Source organism: Duganella sp. CF458, assembly GCF_900113115.1.
Taxonomy (GTDB): Bacteria; Pseudomonadota; Gammaproteobacteria; order Burkholderiales; family Burkholderiaceae_D; genus Rugamonas.
In genome coordinates, this window is sequence record NZ_FOOF01000026.1 from 1 (window position 1) to 19491 (window position 19491).

General features: G+C 61.3%; 16 protein-coding genes. 12 read left to right on the forward strand and 4 right to left on the reverse strand.

Annotated elements, in window-relative coordinates; genetic code table 11:
- Positions 1-259: 259 nt before the first annotated feature.
- From BM269_RS27515 to BM269_RS27525, 3 genes are all read left to right on the forward strand, one after another.
- Complete coding sequence (locus BM269_RS27515; RefSeq protein WP_090445295.1) at positions 260-1975, forward strand: M4 family metallopeptidase; 1716 nt, start codon at positions 260-262, stop codon at positions 1973-1975.
- Between the two features lie 106 nt (positions 1976-2081).
- Complete coding sequence (locus BM269_RS27520) at positions 2082-2963, forward strand: phosphatidate cytidylyltransferase (protein WP_170860502.1); 882 nt, start codon at positions 2082-2084, stop codon at positions 2961-2963.
- A gap of 10 nt (positions 2964-2973) precedes the next feature.
- A complete protein-coding gene (locus tag BM269_RS27525) occupies positions 2974-4764 on the forward strand; it encodes a bifunctional alpha/beta hydrolase/class I SAM-dependent methyltransferase (RefSeq protein WP_090445301.1) in 1791 nt (596 codons plus the stop codon).
- Here the strand turns inward: BM269_RS27525 and BM269_RS27530 are convergent.
- Positions 4715-5332, reverse strand: a complete 618-nt coding sequence (locus BM269_RS27530; RefSeq protein WP_090445304.1) for a CDP-alcohol phosphatidyltransferase family protein — start codon at positions 5330-5332, stop codon at positions 4715-4717. The genes BM269_RS27525 and BM269_RS27530 overlap by 50 nt on opposite strands.
- On the reverse strand, positions 5329-6489 hold the full coding sequence (locus BM269_RS27535; protein WP_090445306.1) for a phosphatase PAP2/dual specificity phosphatase family protein: 1161 nt from the start codon (positions 6487-6489) through the stop codon (positions 5329-5331). Before BM269_RS27535 ends, BM269_RS27530 begins: the two co-directional genes overlap by 4 nt.
- 22 nt (positions 6490-6511) lie before the next feature.
- On the opposite strand from BM269_RS27535, the gene BM269_RS27540 reads away from it, so the two are divergent.
- Positions 6512-7588: a patatin-like phospholipase family protein gene (locus tag BM269_RS27540; protein ID WP_090445308.1), complete on the forward strand. Its 1077-nt coding sequence runs from the start codon at positions 6512-6514 to the stop codon at positions 7586-7588.
- Entirely contained in the window at positions 7585-8319 is a 735-nt protein-coding gene (locus BM269_RS27545; RefSeq protein WP_170860503.1) for an SDR family NAD(P)-dependent oxidoreductase, read from the forward strand. The genes BM269_RS27540 and BM269_RS27545 overlap by 4 nt, the downstream gene beginning before the upstream one ends.
- 1 nt (position 8320) lies before the next feature.
- Here the strand turns inward: BM269_RS27545 and BM269_RS27550 are convergent, their stop codons facing one another.
- Positions 8321-8863 carry an acyloxyacyl hydrolase gene (locus tag BM269_RS27550; protein ID WP_090445314.1) on the reverse strand — a complete coding sequence of 181 codons (543 nt, stop codon included), beginning with the start codon at positions 8861-8863 and terminating at the stop codon, positions 8321-8323.
- A 148-nt stretch (positions 8864-9011) separates the two neighbouring features.
- On the opposite strand from BM269_RS27550, the gene BM269_RS27555 reads away from it, so the two are divergent.
- Positions 9012-9902 carry an NAD(P)-dependent oxidoreductase gene (locus BM269_RS27555; RefSeq protein ID WP_255372317.1) on the forward strand — a complete coding sequence of 297 codons (891 nt, stop codon included), beginning with the start codon at positions 9012-9014 and terminating at the stop codon, positions 9900-9902.
- Here BM269_RS27555 and BM269_RS27560 read toward each other — a convergent pair.
- A complete protein-coding gene (locus tag BM269_RS27560; RefSeq protein ID WP_090445320.1) occupies positions 9899-11113 on the reverse strand; it encodes a M20 aminoacylase family protein in 1215 nt (404 codons plus the stop codon). The two genes, BM269_RS27555 and BM269_RS27560, sit on opposite strands and share 4 nt — an antisense overlap.
- A 96-nt stretch (positions 11114-11209) precedes the next feature.
- Here BM269_RS27560 and BM269_RS27565 point away from each other — a divergent pair, with 96 nt between their 5' ends.
- From BM269_RS27565 to BM269_RS27590, 6 genes are all read left to right on the forward strand, one after another.
- The gene (locus BM269_RS27565) at positions 11210-13264 is read left to right on the forward strand and encodes a molybdopterin-containing oxidoreductase family protein (protein ID WP_090445323.1); all 2055 of its coding nucleotides are present in this window, start codon (positions 11210-11212) and stop codon (positions 13262-13264) included.
- A 9-nt stretch (positions 13265-13273) separates the two neighbouring features.
- Positions 13274-14404 (forward strand): aminopeptidase, encoded by a 1131-nt coding sequence (locus BM269_RS27570; RefSeq protein ID WP_229204827.1) that lies wholly within the window; start codon positions 13274-13276, stop codon positions 14402-14404.
- Between the two features lie 170 nt (positions 14405-14574).
- Positions 14575-16269 (forward strand): long-chain fatty acid--CoA ligase, encoded by a 1695-nt coding sequence (locus BM269_RS27575; protein ID WP_090445326.1) that lies wholly within the window; start codon positions 14575-14577, stop codon positions 16267-16269.
- Positions 16270-16296: 27 nt separating this feature from the next.
- The gene (locus BM269_RS27580) at positions 16297-17967 is read left to right on the forward strand and encodes a long-chain-fatty-acid--CoA ligase (protein WP_090445329.1); all 1671 of its coding nucleotides are present in this window, start codon (positions 16297-16299) and stop codon (positions 17965-17967) included.
- A gap of 85 nt (positions 17968-18052) precedes the next feature.
- Complete coding sequence (locus BM269_RS27585; protein WP_090445332.1) at positions 18053-18460, forward strand: lysozyme; 408 nt, start codon at positions 18053-18055, stop codon at positions 18458-18460.
- A gap of 222 nt (positions 18461-18682) precedes the next feature.
- The gene (locus BM269_RS27590) at positions 18683-19471 is read left to right on the forward strand and encodes a hypothetical protein (RefSeq protein WP_139232891.1); all 789 of its coding nucleotides are present in this window, start codon (positions 18683-18685) and stop codon (positions 19469-19471) included.
- Positions 19472-19491 lie beyond the last annotated feature (20 nt).

Sequence of the window (19491 nt, forward strand, 5' to 3'; positions counted from 1 at the left end):
TTCCCATCCCGAACAGGACCGTGAAACGACTTTGCGCCGATGATAGTGCTGCAACCAGTGTGAAAGTAGGTTATCGTCAGGCTCTTATTAGAAAAGCCCGCTAGGCATCTGCCAGCGGGCTTTTTGCATTGTTAAGTTGCATTCGAGACAAGCAATAGAAATATGTCTCAATTTGTAGAAATTTTGACTCAGCCTTCATACCCCGATAGTGTTACCTTCCCTATAACACCCCACCTCATCGGGACATTTGGAGACAGAAATGGAATTTCGCAAAAGCTTGATCGCAGCCGCGATCGCCATGGTTGCTGCAAACGCCAGCGCCGCCCCAAACATGATGGCCAGCCCAGTTGCGTTCTCCGCACAGGAGAAAACTCGCCTGGTATCCACCCTGAACGGTGAGCGGGGCAAATATGGCCTGGATACCGACCACGGCTACGCCATCGCCAGCCAGCACCCGGGCGAACATGGCAAGGCGATCAGCCGCGTGAACCACACCTACAAAGGCGTGCGTATTTTTGAATCCGAATCCGTGGTAGTCACCGACCAGGGCGGCAATATCGTGAGTGAATCGGTCGGCGAACGCCGCCAGGGCCTGTCGGGCAAGCGCTTCAATGTGAAGCCAGCCATTAGCGGCAAGGAGGCGATTGCCAAGGCGCGCCGCAGCATGCTTGCTGCCGGCACCGAAATCGACCCGCCATCGGCCGAACTGGTCATCTTCCCGATTGTGAAGACCGTGCGTGCCGCCGGCGCCGAAAACAAGGCTGAGGCAGACCTGAATGCCGTTGACGTGCAGGACGTCGTGTCCGGTCATGAACTGGCCTACGTGGTGAAGACCCGCCACCATGGCGCCTTCTACGACACCATTGTCAGCGCACGCGACGGCCGCATCCTCGACCAGTGGAGCGCGATGCAAAACGTGGTCGGCACCGGCCATAGCCAATACAACGGCGATGTGCCAATCAATACCACCTTGTCCGGCGGCGTGTACAAGATGATCGACGGCAGTCGCGGCACCGGCGGTACCTTCGGCGCCATGGCGATCACTAATGCCAACCACGGCACCAGTGCCGGCGCGGTATACACCAATGCCACCAATGTCTGGGGCGACGGCAAGCAGTACATCGCCGGCGGCAGCACTACCAATGCCAACGGCCAGACCGCTGCGGTGAATGCACTGTGGGGCCTGATGAACACCTACGACATGCATAAGAACGTGTTGAACTGGTCTTCGCTCGACGGTAACAACACTGCGACTTACATCGCCGTGCACGTCAACACTGCCTACGACAACGCTTACTACTCGGATGGCTGCAAGTGCATGTTCATCGGCGATGGCGGCAGTTACTTCAACAACCTTGGTTCGATTGATGTGATTGGTCACGAAATGGGGCACGGCATCACCGCCGCCACGTCGAACCTGACCTACCGGGCTGAATCCGGCGGCCTGAATGAGTCTTCGTCCGACATCGCGGGTGAAGCAGTGGAAGCCTACGCACGCGCCGGCGGCACCGGCACTTCGCTGCCTGTTCCATCGGGCAACGACTGGGTGATGGGCAAGGAAATTTCCAAGAACGGCCAGCCGCTGCGCTGGATGTACAAGCCAAGCAAGGATGGCAAGTCGCCGGACGCATGGAAGTCGACCATCAAGCGCCTGGACGTCCACTACAGCAGCGGCCCCAACAACCGCATGTTCTATTTCCTGGCGATGGGTTCCAGCGCAACCTCGGGTAGCGATTACTACTCGCAATATTTGACCAAGTTGCCGAAGAACATGACCGGCATTGGCATCGACAAGGCTTACCGTATCTGGTTCCGCGCGAATACCACCAAGTTCACGTCGTCCACCAATTATGCAGATGCTCGTTTGAAAGTGCTGGCAGCAGCGCAGGAACTATACGGCGCCAATAGCGCCGAGGCGAAAGCAGTCCAGCGCGCCTATGCTGCCATTAACGTGGGTGCCGACGTAGCAGAATAAGCCGCGCAGCAACGCACAGGAACCGCCGGGGCAACCTGGCGGTTTTTTTTGTGCATCGTGACAATGTGTGATTGTGCATCGGCCAGTTGTTGGCAAAATGCAAGTCATGAATGGTATCTTTACCGCGCAGCTCGGGTACGCCATGGCTGCCTTGTACGTGCTGCTGGGTGTTGTCTCAACAGGGGTGGGGTTGGCACTTGGCTCGCGTACCAGCCAGTTGCGCGACCAGGTGAATGCCTGGTGGTTCATCTTTCCCATTGTTAGCTGCGGCCTGATCCTGTATCCGGTCGGAGCGCCCTTGCTGGCACTCGTCATTTGCGGCTTGGCTGCGCGCGAACTTGCGCCTTATTGCGGAGCGGCGTCCGGCCGCTTCCTTGGCGTCGCCATCGCCAGCCTGCTGGCAGCGGTGTGCGCCGGCACGTTCGCACCTTCTTCCTTGCCTGCAGCGTTTGCGTTGGCCAGTCTCGCTGCTGCGGCATATCTCTGGCGTTCGCGCGAGCCGGGCGCCTTGCCTTGGCTTCTATTTGCGCTGACTTGCTTCGGCATCAGTTTCGTGCCTGCCTTTGTACACCTGCCTTTCGGGCCGAAGGGGAACCTGTCCTGGCTGTTTTACCTGTTCATCGTGACAGCATTGAACGACATCGCCCAGTTCACCAGCGGCAAACTTTTCGGTAAGCAGAAAATCGTCCCGCAGATTAGCCCGCAAAAAACCTGGCAAGGTTTGCTGGGCGGCGTCGTGGTTTCCACCCTGCTGTCGCTTGTCTTGGGCGCTTATTTTGGACTGGGCCAGCCAGCCTGGCTGGCGGCAATCGCGGTGCTGCTTTCGGTTGGCGGCTTTGCCGGCGACGTGATGTTCTCCGCGGCGAAGCGCAAGCTCGGCATCAAAGACTTTTCAAACCTGATACCGGGCCACGGCGGCATGCTTGACCGCGCCGACAGCCTGGTGGTTACGGCTCCCTTGCTTTACCTGTTGCTCATTTATCGATAAGGAAAAAAGAATGAAGATTGAACGAGGCCTCGCCTGGAGCGAGACCCAGTCCGGATTTGAGGCGGCCGACGGCACGCGCCTGTTCTACCGGAGCTGGATGCCGCTGGCGCCACGCAGTGGCGCGCCGCGCGCGTTGGTCTTCCTGCATCGCGGGCATGAACATTCTGGCCGTATCGGTACGCTGGTCGAGCAGTTCGGCTTCCATGGCGATTGGGCTTTCGCTTACGACGCGCGTGGGCACGGATACTCGCCAGGCGAACGCGGTTCGGCGCCGAGCTTCGCCACCATGGTTGACGACCTCGATACCTTCGTACGCCATATCTGCAGCAAGCATGGCATTGCCGTCGAGGACGTGCTGGTGGTGGCCAACAGTGTTGGCGCTGTGGTGGCGGCAACCTGGCTGCACGATTATGCGCCGCGCGTACGCGGACTGGTGATGGCTGCTGCGGCCTTTGCGATCAAGCTGTATGTGCCGCTGGCAAAGCCGGGCCTGCGCTTCGCGCGGCGCTTCAAACCGGAACTGTTCGTGACCAGCTATATCCGTTCCACCATGCTGACGCATTCGGCGGAGCAGGCGCGGGCCTACGATGAGGATCCGTTGATCGCCAAGAGCATTTCGGCGCAGATCCTGCTGGAACTTGCCGATACTGCGCAGCGCATCGTGCATGATGCCGCCGCCATCGACACGCCGGTTCTCATGCTTTCCGCCGACCAGGACTATGTCGTGCACGAAGCGCCGCAGAAGCTGTTCTTTGATCGCCTGTCGTCGTCATTGAAGCGCTATGTCAGGCTGCAGCGCTGCCGTCATGCCATCTTCTACGAGGAAGACACTTCCGTTGCGATGCAGGCGAGCCGCAGCTTTATCGAGGAATGCTTCGCGACACGGCCGGCGTCACCAGTGCGCTTCGCGGCTGCCGATAGGGAAGGACAGGGCGCCCGGCATTACGCAGCGCTGCTGAACAACCAGACCGGCAACGCGCTCACGCGAGCCTGGTTCGGATTGCAGCGGAATATGCTGAAGGTCATGGGGCCGCTGAGCGATGGCATGAAGATCGGCCTGCGCCACGGCTTTGATTCGGGCGAGTCGCTGGACTATGTCTATCGCAACCAGGCGGGCGGCAAGCTTGGCTTCGGCGGCATGATGGACCGTGGCTACCTGGACGCGGTGGGCTGGCGCGGCATCCGCCTGCGCAAGGTGCAGATGCAACAGATGCTGGCGCAGCAGATCGCAGCGCACGCAGGACCGGGGCCGGTTCGCATCCTTGATATCGCTGCGGGTTCCGCACGCTATGTGCTGGAGACCATCAAGCGCTTCCAGGACCGCGAAATCGAGGTCACGCTATGCGACTATGAGCAGCACAACCTGGAGCAGGCCAGGAAGCTGGCGGAAAAGCTGCAGATCAGCGCCCGCATCGAATATTGCCGCCGGGATGCCTTCAGCGCTGACAGCTACCAGGGGCAGGAAGGACGCTACGACATCGCCGTGGTGTCCGGCCTGTATGAACTGTTCAGCGACAACTCGCTGGTCCTGCAATCGCTGCGCGGCGTTGCGGCCAGCCTGCGCGAAGGGGGAAGCTTGCTTTACACCGGCCAGCCATGGCATCCGCAACTGGATATGATCGCCTATACGCTGACCAACCATCGCGGCGAGCCATGGCGCATGCGCCCGCGCGCACAAGCCGAGATGGATGGCCTGGTCACCTTGGCCGGTTGCCGCAAGCTCCGGACCATGATCGGGCTGGAAGGGATCTTTACTGTTTCACTTGCGCAGAAATCCGCAGTGCCTGACGAAGGCGATTAAACACCGTCACCAGCGACAGCAGCAGGACCACGGTAAGCAGGGCGTTGTGCCAGACCGGTGCCACGCCCGCCCACACCAGCAATCCAAGCAGGCCGAAGGCGAAGGCGCGATCGCTCTTGCCCATCGGGCCATCGAAGCGGCGCGCCACGCCGATGCTGCTGGCCAGCACGCCGGCAAATTCGGCCAGCAGGGCAAACAGCACCACCAGCACCAGCAGGTGCGGCGAGATGCCAGCCAGCAGGGCTACCGGCAGATAGAGCGCCGCATCGGAAACCTGGTCGCACAATTCGTTCAGCAAGGCTCCCATTGCGGTCTTGTTGCCGGTTGCATTTGCCAGCATGCCGTCGATGGCGTTCAAGGCCATGCGCAGCAGCAGGAAGAAGGGCAGGCCCAGCCACAGGCCAAGGCATTGCGGGGCTAGGGCCAATGCCGCGCCATAGCCCACAGAGAGCATCATCGCGGCCAGCGTCACCTGGTTCGGGGTGATGCCGAGCCGCGTGAGCAGGCTGAGGAAGGGGTTCAGCAATCGCTGGAAGCGAGGCTTAAGCTGGTAGATGGAGATGCTCATGACGTGCAAGAGTTAAGATAGATGCGGGCGATGAAAATACTGCGGCTATAGCCCATCGCGCAATGCAGGTAGACGGGACGACCCTGCCGGCGCTCCGTGGCGACAGCCGCAAGGATAGTACGGACCTGCGCGCGGGTCGGCGCCTGCAGGTCCAGTAAAGGAAGGTGGCGGTAATGGCCGCGGCGCAGCGATTCGGTTTCGCTGAGTTCTGCGCTCAGATCGATGATGCTGCAGCCTGGAGGCAGTTGCCGCGCTTCGCTGGCGCTCAGGCGGCGGCCAACCCACAGGCCTTCGGCTGCTTGTGCGAACGGCGGCTTGTTGCGATGGCGCCAGCGCACCAGCATCCACGTTGCGGTGTAGCCAAAGAGGTAGGGCCAGAACAGCAGCCATATCCAGGCTGGATGCCGGCCTTCTTTCTTACGCAGGAAGGCCGCGTTGCGGCGGGCGTACGCCAAGGCTACCAGCAGCAGGCTGGCCGCGAGGTAGAGCCAGGGCCATACGGGAGCGGACAGGCTCGCCGCGAGCAGCGCCAATCCGGTCATGATGGCGTAGTAGAACGAAACGCTGTGGCGGGCGGTGGTGCCGGGACGCACCGCGTAGCAGGCGACAGCGGCCAGCGCAATACCGCCTGCGATATCGGCGATGGCATGTTGCCAGGTCAGCAGCGTGCTGGCGCCCACCAGCAGCAGCCAGCATGCCAACGTAACCTTCCAGGCGCGGCCCGCAATGGTTGGCCGCAGCGCGAGCCACAGCAGGATGCAGTAGGTGATGTGCAGCGAAGGGAACTGGTTGTACGGGCGATCCGAGGCGTCAAGCATGCCATAGGCCAATTGGAGGAAGCTGTGGTCGGGCACGGCCCTGCCGGCTGGGAAGCGCGCGGGAAAAACGGCAAACACCAGGCCGGCGGCGACGGTGCAGAACATCAGGCGGCGGCTGTACACGCGAAGCGCATCTCCCTTGCGCACCTTGAAGAAGGCCCATGCCAGCAAGGGACCGGAACTGCCATAGGGAATGATCATCCACGGCAGGAACGGGATGGACTGCTCGAACGGAAGCGCCAGCGTACGCTGGACCTGCGCCGTTTCGGCAGCATGGTTCGTGAGCGTGTAGCAAAGCCCGAACAAGAGGGCGTTGATGATCAGGTGCAGGAGTTGCATTCATGGCATTATGTCACGCGATATGAGTGAAGATCAAAAGTACCAGCGCTGCATGGTGATGGCGGGTGGAGGATTCCGCTTCGGCTATTACCTTGGCATGCACGCTGCGGCGGAAGACAGCGGCATGGCGCCCGATATCATCCTCGCCAGTTGCGGCGGTTCGCTGGCAGCGGCCATCATCCATGCCTTGCCGGATGCCGCGCAGCGCAAGCAATGGCTTGCCTCACAGGAGATGTACCGCTTCATGTGCGGCTTGCGCGCGGCGCCGCATGCGCGTCCGCTGCAGGTGCTGGGGGCGGCTTTGCTGCGCGGACTGTCGCGCGGGCGGGCCAAGCGCGTGCCGGACGTTTTCGACGACTTCATGTTCGAACTGCCGGGGGAATTGCCCTTGCCGGCCGCCGGGCAGCCGCAGATGTCGCTCGCCATTGTGGCAACCAGGCTGCTGTTCGGCCGCGAGCACACCGGCCAGGCGCGAGGCAGCCGCGCGCTGTTCGCGGAAGTCGTCTTCGGCCCGGAGCGCGCATGCAGCCTGCTGGAGGGATGGCAGGCACCGGCCAGTTCTCCCGCGTGGAGCTGCGGCGCTGTGGCGCCCGGCCTGCTGCTCGATAGCGCGATGCCGGTCGCCGATGCCGTGCGCAGCTCGATCACCGACATGCTGTACTTCCCCTGCCATGCCCACGCAGGCGAACACTATATGGGCGGCGTGATCGACCTGTTCCCGATCGAGATTGCGCATGGCCTGGCAAGGCACGTGACGATGGAGGCCAAGCCGCCGTTCGGGCAAATGCTGGCGATCCCGGCACTGCGCAAGGTGTTCGGCATCGACGGCAACGCGCGGCTGAAGCACGTGCATGCGCAGCACGCCGATGCCTGGGTAGACACCAGCGATATTTCCAGCGCCCTGCGCGGCAGCGGCATGCAAAAGCGCATTGACTGGCTGGGCAACCGGATCAGGCTCGAGATGCCAGCCCGCCTTGCGGAATATGCGAAGGACGTGGAAGCGCAATGGCAGTACGGCTACCGGCGCGGCATCGAAGCGTATGCCAGTCCCGGCCTGCGCCTGCGGCACGCCACCCGATTCAACAGGGGAAGCACATGAGGGTGATGATCATCGGCGGTACCAGCGGCATCGGGCTGGCCCTGGCAATGCATTACGCGCAGCAGGGGGCCGAGCTGGCGCTATGCGGACGCGATCCTGCGCGGCTGGACGGACACCCCATCACCGCGCAGGCAGGGTTGCGCCGCTACGGCTTCGACATCGGCGAGCGCCAGGCAGTGTTTGACGCTGTCAACGATTTTGCGGAAGAGGGCCTGGACCTGCTGGTGGTCACCGCCGGCCAGTATGCCGATGCCAATGCGCTGGCGCAGGACCCGATGCACAGCCTGCCGGTGGTGCGGACCAACGTGTCCGGCCTGTGCCATGCGTTTGATGCGGGCGCGCAGGCCATGCTGCGCAATGGGCGCGGCCAGATGGTGGTGGTGGCCTCGATGGCGGGACTGCTGCACGAGTATCCGAATGGCTCGCTGTACAGCGCGAGCAAGCGCGCCGCGATTGCGATCAGTGATTCCTACCGCAAGGCGCTGGCGCCGCACGGGATCGGCGTGACTGTCGTGGTGCCGGGCTACGTCGATACGCAGAAGCTGAGGGATCTGAACGGGGGAAGTGCGCGGCGCAAGGCGTTCCTGCAGACCGAAGACGAGGCTGTGCGCCGCATTGTCCGCGCGATCGCGGAGCGGGATGCGCGCTGCATTTTCCCCTGGCAGCTACACGCCATGGTGCGTGTGTTCAACCTGCTGCCAAAGGGATTGCAACGCTACCGCAAGAAGTGAATCAGTAACGGTAAGCTGCCTTCAGCAGGATCACGTCGACGCCGCTGTTCGGCCTCTTGATGCCGCCATTGGAATAGTGCTGCGCCTTGAGCGCGACTTCCCACTTGTCGAACACATAGCCCACCGCGATATGGTCGCCGAACTGGAAGGCGGTCGACAGGCCGTCATCATTGCTGTAATAGGTCTTGGACAGCAGGTGCGCGCCGATGCCGCCTTCAACGTAGAAGCCCTTCTTGCTGGTATTCTCGAATCGGACTACCGGAGTAAAGCCGAGGTCAAAGAGGTTTTCCTTATCGCCGGGCACGTTATGCCATTGGCGCGCCTGCCAGAAGCCAACGCTGGCGTCCCAGTAGCCGGTAAGGTGGGTGCCGTTGGAATTGAACCAGGTCCATTCAGGCTTGAAGTTTTGCGTGGCGCCCAGGCGTACCATGCGGATCTTGGAAGCGGAACCGGCTTCCACGTAGGCGGAATTGATGTCGAAGGCGAAAGCGGATTGCGCTACCAATGCAGCGGCAGCAACAGCGAGCAGTTTTTTGATTTGCATGTTTTTCTCTCTAGTCCTTGCCACAGTCTTCATATTTGCTGAGGCAATGCCGGCAATTTTACTTTCGTTCTGAATTTTTTTCAGGCGACCTCTTAATTGTTAGAATCACTGCAATGTTGGCATATTGGAGCTTATAGTGGCGCATCCTCTGCGAATTGCATTTCTGGGCGTAGGCTTGATGGGAGAGCCTATGGTACTCCGTCTGCTGGCGGCAGGTTTCAAGGTGACCGCGTGGAACCGCACTGCGGGCAAGGCCGGTGTGCTGGCTGCCGCCGGCGCGGATCCGGACGACGTACTGACGCATGCGGTGGCCGATGCCGCGGTGGTGGTGTCGATGCTGTCGGCCGGCGATGCGGTCGGCGGCGTGATCGACGCGGCACTCGATGTTCTGCGTCCCGGTACGCTGTGGATCGATATGAGTTCGACGCGGCAGGACGAGGCGCAGGCGTTCCATGCGCTGCTGACGGCGCGCGGACATCGCTTCGTCGATGCTCCCGTGTCGGGCGGCGTTGGCGGTGCGCAGGCCGGCGCACTGGCCATCATGGCCGGCGGCAGCGCGGCGGATTTCGAAGCTGCGCGGCCGGTGCTGGAAGCGATGGGCAAGCCCAAGCTGGTCGGTCCTGCCGGCAGCGGGCAGGTGGCAAAGCTGTGCAACCAGTTGATCGTCGGCGGCACCATCAACATCGTGGCGGAGGCTTTGCTGCTGGCGCAGGCGGCGGGCGCAGATCCAGCGGCGGTACGCGAGGCGATCCGCGGCGGCTTTGCCGAGAGCCGCGTATTGGAGGTGCATGGCCAGCGCATGCTGGAGCGGAATTTCCTGCCGGGCGGGCAGGTGCTGACGCAATTGAAGGACCAGCACAATATCCTGGCAGCGGCGGCAGCGGCCGGCGTGGCGTTGCCGGTCACCAGCCTGGTGACCGAGCGCTATGCGTCGATCAAGGATGCGTATCCGTGCGCCGACCATTCAGCCGCGCTGCTGGCGCTGGAGCGGCTGAATGACGGTGTGCGGGTCGGCACGCAGGCCGACAAGCTGCCTTAGGCTGTCCCAGGCTGCCTTAGCGCCTGCGGCAAAGCCGCTTCGGCCAGGTGCACCCAGAAGCTGGCGCCGATCGGCAGCAGGCGATCGTTGAAATCGTAGCTGGCGTTGTGCAGCACGCAGGGACCGAGGCCGTGGCCGCCGTCGCGGTGGTCCCCTTCACCGTTGCCGATGAAGATGTAGCAGCCGGGCTTCTCCTGCAGGAAGAAGGCGAAATCCTCGGCGCCCATGGTGGGTTCAACATTGGCGTCCACCATCGATTCGCCGACGACGGACTGCATGACGCCTAAAGCGAAGCGGGTTTCCTTGGCGTGGTTTACCAGCGGCGGATAATTGCGGCGGAAGGTGAATTCCACTTGGGCGTCGAAGGCGGCGGCAATGCCTTGCGCCAGCGCCTGCATGCGCCTTTCGACCATGTCCAGTACCTCGGTGGTGAAGGTGCGTACGGTGCCGACCAGCTTTGCATCGTCTGGAATCACGTTGGTGGCGCTGCCGGCGTGGATCTGGGTGATCGACAGCACGGCCGTGTCCAGCGGACTCTTGTTGCGCGTGACGATGGTCTGCCACGCCTGCGCAATCTGCACCGCGATCATGATCGGGTCGATGCCCTTGTGCGGCTGGGCCGCGTGGGCACCCTTGCCGCGCACGGTCACGTGGAATTCGTTGGACGAGGCCATCATCGGGCCTTCGCAAGCCCCCAGCTCGCCTTGCGCCATGCCGGGCCAGTTGTGCATGCCGTAGATCGCATCCATCGGGAAGCGCTCGAACAAGCCATCCTTGATCATTTCGCGCGCGCCGGCACCGCCTTCTTCGGCCGGCTGGAACACCAGGTAGACAGTGCCGTCGAAGTTGCGGTGGCGGGCCAGGTGATGGGCCGCGCCAAGCAGCATGGCAGTGTGGCCGTCATGGCCGCAAGCGTGCATCTTGCCGGGATGCTTCGACGCATGGGCGAAGGTATTAATCTCCTGCATGGGCAGGGCGTCCATATCGGCGCGCAGGCCGATGGCGCGCTCGGACGTGCCATTCCTGATGATGCCAACCACGCCGGTCTTGCCCAGGCCGCGCTCGAAGGGAATGCCCCATTCGGTCAGCTTGGCGCACACGACGTCGGCGGTACGTTCTTCTTCATAGCAGAGTTCCGGGTGGGCATGCAGGTCGCGTCGGATCTGCTGCAACTCGGACTGAAACGCGATAATCGGGTCGATCAGTTTCATCATTGGTCTCCATCGGTGTTGCCATTCTAGCCTCCCGATGCGATTTTCTGGAATCGTTTACGATACTGTTTTCAGCCGTCGCCAACCCAGATCAAGATGTCATCCACACAAGTCCGCGCCACCTGCCCGCACGATTGCCCCGATACCTGCGCCCTGCTCGTCACCGTCGAAGATGGCGTGGCGACCGAGGTGAAAGGCGATCCGGAACACCCGACCACTGCCGGGGTACTCTGCACCAAGGTCTCCCGCTATACCGAGCGTACTTATGCGCCGGACCGCCTGCTGTACCCGATGCGCCGGGTCGGCAGGAAGGGCGAGGGCAAGTTCGAGCGCATCAGCTGGGAACAGGCGCTGGACGAGATCGCGGCGCGCCTGAAGCCGCTGGCTGCGAGCGAGCCGGAAGCCATCCTGCCGTACAGCTATGCCGGCACCATGGGGCTGGTGCAGGGCGAGTCCATGTCGTCCCGTTTCTTCCACAAGATCGGCGCTTCGCTGCTGGACCGCACCATTTGCGCCACCGCCGGCGCCACCGGCTACAAATACACGGTCGGCGCCTCGATCGGCACCGATATCGAGCAATTCCAGGACGCCAAGCTGCTCATCATCTGGGGCGGCAACCCGATCGCGTCCAACCTGCATTTCTGGACCCGGGCCCAGGCAGCCAAGCGCAATGGCGCAAAGCTGATCGCCATCGACCCTTACCGCTCGCTGACGGCCGAGAAATGCCACCAGCACATCGCCGTCCTGCCGGGCACGGACGCGGCGCTGGCACTGGGCCTGATGCATATCCTGGTGCGCGACGACCTGCTGGACCACGACTACATTGCCGACTACACGGTGGGCTTCGAGGCGCTGCGCCAACGCGTGGCTGAATGGACGCCGGAGCGTGTGGCATCGACCTGTGGCATCACGGTCGAGGAAGTGGAAGGCCTGGCGCGCGACTATGGCCAGACTGCCAAGCGTGGCGAGCCGGTTGCCATCCGGATGAATTACGGTGTGCAGCGCGTGCATGGCGGCGGCATGGCCGTGCGCAATATTGCTTGCTTGCCAGCGCTGGTGGGCGCGTGGCGCCACGCAGCGGGCGGGGTGCAGCTCTCCGCCTCCGGCACCTTCAAGAAAAACCTGGCCGCCCTGCAGCGCCCGGACTTGCTGGCGAAGCAGCCGCGCACCATCAATATGACCACGATCGGCGACGACTTGCTGCGCCCGGCCTCGCCCGAGTTCGGGCCGCAGGTCAAGGCGGTTATCGTCTACAACTCGAACCCGCTGGCGGTGGCGCCGGATTCGTCCAAGGTGCAGGCCGGCTTTGCGCGCGAAGACCTGTTCACGGTGGTGCTGGAGCATTTCCAGACCGATACCGCCGACTATGCCGACATCGTGCTGCCCGCCACGACGCAGCTGGAGCACACCGACGCGCACAGCGCCTACGGCCACCTGTACATGATGGCCAACAATCCGGCCATCGCGCCGATCGGCGAGTCGAAGGCGAACACCGAGATCTTCCGCCTGCTGGCAGCGCGCATGGGCTTCGACGATCCCTGCTTCCGCGACAGCGATGACGCCCTGGCATCGGTGGCATTCGTACAATTCGACTGGGAGTCACTCAAGCGGAAGGGCTGGCAGAAACTGGAAGTTCCTGATGCGCCCTTTGCATGCGGCAATTTCCCCACAGCTTCAGGAAAATGTGAGTTCTATTCGGAAAGCATGAAGAAGGATGGGCTCGACCCCCTGCCAAGCTACATCCCGAACTACGAATCGGCAGCATCTGCCCCCGATCTGGCGGCAAAATACCCGCTTGCGATGATATCTCCCCCGGCGCGCAACTTCCTGAACTCGACCTTTGTCAACGTGCAAAGCCTGCGCGCCACGGAGGGCCAGCCGCAGCTCGACATCCACCCTGACGATGCGGCAACACGCGCCATCAACCACGGCGATATGGTGCGCATCTTCAACGATCGCGGTTCCTTCATGTGCAAGGCTCGCGTGACGCCGAAGGCCCGGCAGGGCCTGGTCGTAGGGCTGTCGATCTGGTGGAAGAAGTTGGCGGGCGATGGCAAGAACGCCAACGAGGTGACCAGCCAACGGCTGACTGACATGGGTCGCGCACCGACGTTTTACGATACACTGGTTCAGGTCGAGAAAGCCGCCTGAGAATGCCATATGCGCACGTTAGCACACCTGAAAATGCGCGCCAGATACCTGGCGACGGCGGGTGTGTGCGCCGGTCTCCTGGCCGGTTGTGCGCAATTCAAGTACTACTTCCAGGCTGCCCAGGGCCAGTACGCGCTGTGGTCTGACGCCCGTCCGGTCGACGACTGGATTGGCGACCCCAGCACCGATCCCAAGCTCAAGGCCCGCCTCGAAAAGGCCAAGCTGATCCGCAAGTTCGCGGTCAAGGAGCTGGGCCTGCCGGATAACGCCAGCTATAAAAACTACGCCCCGCTGAACCGGCCATACGTGCTGTGGAATGTGGTGGCCACGCCGGAGCTGTCGTTGCGCCCGGTGCAGTGGTGTTTCCCGATCGCGGGCTGCGTCAGCTATCGCGGCTATTACGACAAGGCCGATGCCGAAGCGTATGCCGAAGAGCTGCGCAAGGAAGGCAACGACGTGCAGGTCGGCGGCGTGCCGGCCTACTCCACGCTGGGCTGGCTCAGCGACCCATTGCTGTCGACCTTCATCAACCACTCCGATGCCGAACTGGCGCGCCTGGTCTTCCATGAGCTGGCGCACCAGGTGGTGTACGTGCAGGGCGATTCCAAGTTCAACGAAGCCTTTGCGTCCGCGGTGGAAGAAGCCGGCGTCAACCACTGGCTCGCGCTGTACGGTAACGACGCGATGCGCGAGGCCTACGCCCGCTACAACGTACGCCGCCAGGATTTCATGGATTTGTTGGTGAGGCATCGCCAAATGCTGGCGGATAACTATGCCGGCAAAGCCAGCGCCAAAAAGAAGCGCGAAGAAAAGCTGCGTATCTTTGCCGCCTTGCAGGAGAGCTACAAGGTGCTCAAGGCGGACTGGGGTGGTTACAACGGCTACGATCGATTCTTTGCGGAACCGTTGAATAATGCCCATCTGGCATCTGTTGCAACCTATAATGATTTGCTGCCAGGCTTCCGCGCCTTGCTTGTAAGAGAAAAGGCATTCCCGCAGTTTTATGCTGCGGTGCGGAGCATGAGCAACCTGCCCTCCGTGGAACGGCATGACAGGCTGCACGAACTGGCGCGCTCGATGGCGCAAGCCACGGAGACCACGACGGCCGTCGCTGCCAAGGAACCGGGCGCCGTCAATTGACGCTTTTTCTATGCTGCTTTGCAGCACGGAGGCCCGCTAGAGTACGCGTTCCAAATCCTGAAAATAGCTTGCCCTGTGTCATGCCGCACGATAGCATCTATAGTGCGGGAAAGCACGGCCGTTCTATTTTCGCAAATAAAACATATAAAACTGAGACAAAGAGGCACAGGATGGAAAAAATCTGGTTGAAGTCGTATCCCCCAGGCGTCCCGAGTGAAATCGACGCCACGCAATACCGCTCCCTGGTTCACCTGCTTGAAGAATCGTTCCAGAAGTACGCGTCGCGCAATGCCTTCGTGTGCATGGACAAGTTCATCACCTATGCCGACCTGGACCAGCACTCCAAGCGCCTTGGCGCCTGGCTGCAAAGCCGCGGCATGAAGAAGGGCGCGCGTGTGGCGGTCATGATGCCGAACGTGCTGCAATACCCGATTGCCATCGCCGCCATCCTGCGTGCCGGCTACACCGTCGTCAACGTCAATCCGCTGTACACCCCGCGCGAACTGGAACACCAGTTGAACGACTCCGGCGCGGAAGCCATCATCATCCTCGAGAATTTCGCGACCACCCTGGAACAGGTGCTGCCGCGCACCCAGGTCAAGCACATTATCGTCGCCAATATGGGCGAGATGCTGGGCGGCCTGAAAGGCCATATCGTCAACTTCGTGGTGCGCAACGTGAAGAAGCTGGTGCCGGCATTCTCGCTGCCGAACGCGGTGCGCTTCAAGGATGCGCTGGGCCATGCCCGCAGCATGAAGCTGACGCCTGTCGAATTGCGCCATGAAGACGTGGCCTTCCTGCAGTACACCGGCGGCACCACCGGCGTGTCGAAGGGCGCGACCCTGACCCACCGCAACATCATCGCCAACCTGCTGCAAATGCAAGCCTGGTCGGCGCCGAAGCTGGCCGACCTGCCGCCGGAAGAGCGCACCATCATTTGCGCGCTGCCGCTGTATCACATCTTCGCGCTGACCGTTTGCGCCATGTGGGGCATCCGCGAGGGCGGCCTGAATGTACTGATCCCGAATCCGCGCGATATCGGTGGCTTCATCAAGGAGCTGGCCAAGTACCGCTTCAATATGCTGCCGGCCGTGAACACGCTGTACAACGCGCTGCTGAACCATCCTGACTTCACCAAGCTGGACTTCTCGGGCCTGAAGGTCGCCAACGGCGGCGGCATGGCGGTGCAGAAGGCGGTGGCCGACAAGTGGCTGGCCGCCACCGGCGTCACCATCGTGGAAGGCTATGGCTTGTCCGAAACCGCGCCGGTGGCAACCGCCAACCGTTTCGACAGCACCGAATTCTCCGGCATGATCGGCCTGCCGATTCCTTCCACCGAAGTGACGATCCTGGACGATGCCGGCAATGAAGTGCCGCTGGGCAGCCCGGGCGAAATCGCGATCCGCGGCCCGCAGGTCATGGCGGGGTACTGGAACCGTCCGGAGGAAACCGCCAAGGTCATGACGGCCGACGGCTACTTCAAATCCGGCGACGTGGGCGTGATGGACGAACGCGGCTACGTCAAGATCGTGGACCGCAAAAAGGACATGATCCTGGTCTCCGGTTTCAATGTCTATCCGAATGAAATCGAAGACGTGGTGGCATCGCATCCGGGCGTGCTGGAGTGCGCCTGCATCGGCGTGCCTGATGAACATTCCGGTGAGGCGGTGAAAGTGTTCGTGGTGAAGAAAGACCCGAACCTGACCGTCGAATCGCTGATGGAGCACTGCAAGCAAAACCTGACCGGCTACAAGAAGCCGAAATATATCGAGTTCCGCACGGAGCTTCCGAAGACGAACGTTGGCAAGATCCTGCGCCGCATGCTGCGCGACGAGAAGCCTGCCGACGACAAGAAGGCTGCATAAGCGGCAAGGCACACGAAAGGCATTACGATGGAAAAAATCTGGCTGAAGTCTTACCCCCAAGGCGTTCCTGCGGAGATCGATATTTCGCAGTACCGCTCCGTGACCCACCTGCTGGAGGAGTCGTTCCAGAAGTACGCGAGCCGCAACGCGTACGTCTGCATGGACAAGTTCATGACCTACTCCGAAGTGGACCAGATGTCGAAGCAGTTCGGCGCCTGGCTGCAGTCCAAGGGCCTGAAGCCGGGTGCGCGCGTCGCCATCATGCTGCCTAATGTGTTGCAATACCCGGTCGCGCTGGCGGGCATCATCCGCGCCGGCTATGTGGTGGTCAACGTCAACCCGCTGTACACCCCGCGCGAACTGCAGCACCAGTTGAACGACTCCGGCGCGGAAGCCGTGATCGTGCTGGAGAACTTCGCCACCACCGTGCAGCAAGTCGTCGCCTCGACCCCGGTCAAGCACGTGATCGTGGCCTCGATGGGCGACCTGCTGGGCGGCCTGAAAGGCATGATCGTCAACTTCGTGGTGCGCAGCGTGAAGAAGATGGTGCCGGCCTGGAACATCCCTGGCCACGTCACCTTCAAGCAGGTGCTGTCCGAAGGCTCGCGCCTGACGCTGAAGCCGGCCGACCAGAAGCCAAGCGATATCGCCTTCCTGCAGTACACCGGCGGCACCACCGGCGTGTCCAAGGGCGCCGTGCTGTTGCACAGTAACGTGGTGGCCAATATGCTGCAGAACGAAGCCTGGCTGCAGATGGCGCCGAGCGACAAGCAGATGGTGTTTGTCGCCGCGCTGCCGCTGTACCACATCTATTCGCTGACCATTTCCTGCTTCATGGGCTGGAAGCTGGGCGGCATGAACATCCTGATCCCGAATCCGCGCGATATTCCCGGCTTCGTCAAAGAGCTGGCCAAATATCCGGTGACCGTGTTCCCGGCCGTGAATACGCTGTACAACGCGCTGCTGAACAATCCTGACTTCTCCAAGCTGGACTTTTCGAGCTACAAGATCTGCAACGGCGGCGGCATGGCCGTGCAGCAGTCGGTGGCCGACCGTTGGCTGAAGGTGACCGGCACCCCGATCATCGAGGGCTACGGCCTGTCCGAAACCTCGCCGGTGGCAACCGCCAACCGTGTCGACATCAAGGAATTCACCGGCACCATCGGCGTACCGATTCCTTCCACCGAAGTTTCGATCCTGGACGACGACGGCAAGGAAGTGCCGCTGGGCTCTCCGGGCGAAATCGCAATCCGCGGCCCGCAGGTGATGGCCGGCTACTGGAACCGTCCTGACGAGACCGCGAAGTCGATCACCCCGGACGGCTTCTTCAAGACCGGCGACGTGGGCATCATGGACGACAAGGGTTTCGTGCGCATCGTCGACCGCAAGAAGGACATGATCCTGGTGTCGGGCTTCAATGTGTACCCGAACGAAGTGGAAGGCGTGGTCGCTGCCCACCCTGGCGTGCTCGAAGTGGCTTGTGTTGGCGTACCGGACGCGAACTCCGGCGAAGCGGTGAAGTTGTTCGTTGTCCGCAAGGATCCGAACCTGACCGCGGAAGCGCTGCTCGAGTTCTGCAAACACGAGTTGACCGCCTACAAGAAGCCGAAGTACATTGAGTTCCGTGATGAACTGCCGAAGACCAATGTCGGCAAGATCCTGCGCCGCCAATTGCGCGACGAGAAGAAGGCAGCATAAGCCGGCAGGCTTGATCTGGCGCAGGGTATGGCTCCGGGCCGGCTGTAGAGTGGAACGCACCACCTGGACAGCCTCCGGAGACCATATGGGCCTGGTTTACAACTTTGCACTCACCCTCAGTACCGCAGGCCGCCGCGTATTGCGCCAGCGCGAAGGCCTGCGCGGCTACTACGAAGTCTCCCGTCACGGCATGACCCCCGACCAGGTCGAAGCAGCGTTTGACCTGTCGGTGCGCAGCGCAGAACGCGCGGTGCAGCGCCAGGTCAGCCACCATCCCCTCACGCAGGCGCAGTTCGATGCGCTGGTCAGTTACACGCACAATCTTGGCGCCGGCGGTGCGATGCTGGTGCTGCGCCGTATCGATTGCGGTGATCTCGATGGCGCGGCCGACGCCATGCTGCGCAATATCAGCGCGCCGGTCGAAGGCCGGCTGGTGCCGCACGCCGGACTGGCGGGGCGGCGCAAGGAAGAAAGCGCGCCTTTCCGCGACTAGTAGCCTGATGTTCCTGGGTGGCGCCCGTTTGGCAGCCGTCGGATAATCCCCCTTGAATTCAGGCTTCCATTTATTTAAGATAGCAACTGGTGCTTAGGTGAGCGCCTGTCGCCCGCTTAGGCGACGTCCACAACAGACATCACCTCTTCAAACCTACTCGTACAACCCTACGGGCTTCGATCTTCAGCGGGCGGAGGATAAAGTCCTTGTTGGGAGTTTGTCATGAGCCAGTCATATAAAGCACGCTTCACGCCGTGCGGATATTCCATTAAACAGCTTCGCAGTGATGCTGATCGATTGAAAAAGACAGAAGGTATCAAGCATCAAGATGCATTGAACCGAATTGCCAAGTCGGCCAAGTATTCCGATTGGGAGGAGCTGATAGGGCAAGAAAGCAATCATAAGAGGGACAACTTCTTCCATTCGATGTACAACGACCGTAAGGACTCCGCTATGGTGCGGAGTAATTATGCGGATTATTTGCGTCGACAAAAATTGGCTGACAATAAGGACGCATACCGACTTTTCGTTTTGCAGAATTGGAAGTATTTTGTGAAGCTTGGGATGACTGACTTGGATCTCAATAATGAGCCGATGAGCCCTGATGCCATGCACGAAGAGTTGCTAGCCAATGTGGAAAGACGCGGGGCCGCTGGACTCTTGCCCCAGAATATGGGCGCGCGTCTCCTCGAAACCACGATTTGGGCGAGCCATATTTTCAAAGGCGAGCTGGAAGTTTCCGATGAAATTCAGCAGGGGTATTTGGGTGCCGCATTGATATCCGTAGCAGGCATCCGGGCATATCAACTCAAATCGGACAAAGTGACGTTATCACAAGATGAGCTGTTAGCTTTGATCCAACAGTACTACATGCTGGCCGAACTTGAATTCACTTCTCGACGAACCGACATGACTATTGTCCTACCAGGTCTTGATCACATATTTAAGCCTGAAGCAGAGCTCAGCTTCCAGATGCCCGAATCTTTCGTGGAAATGGAGAAGGCCGATTGATGCATCGCTGACCGAACGGC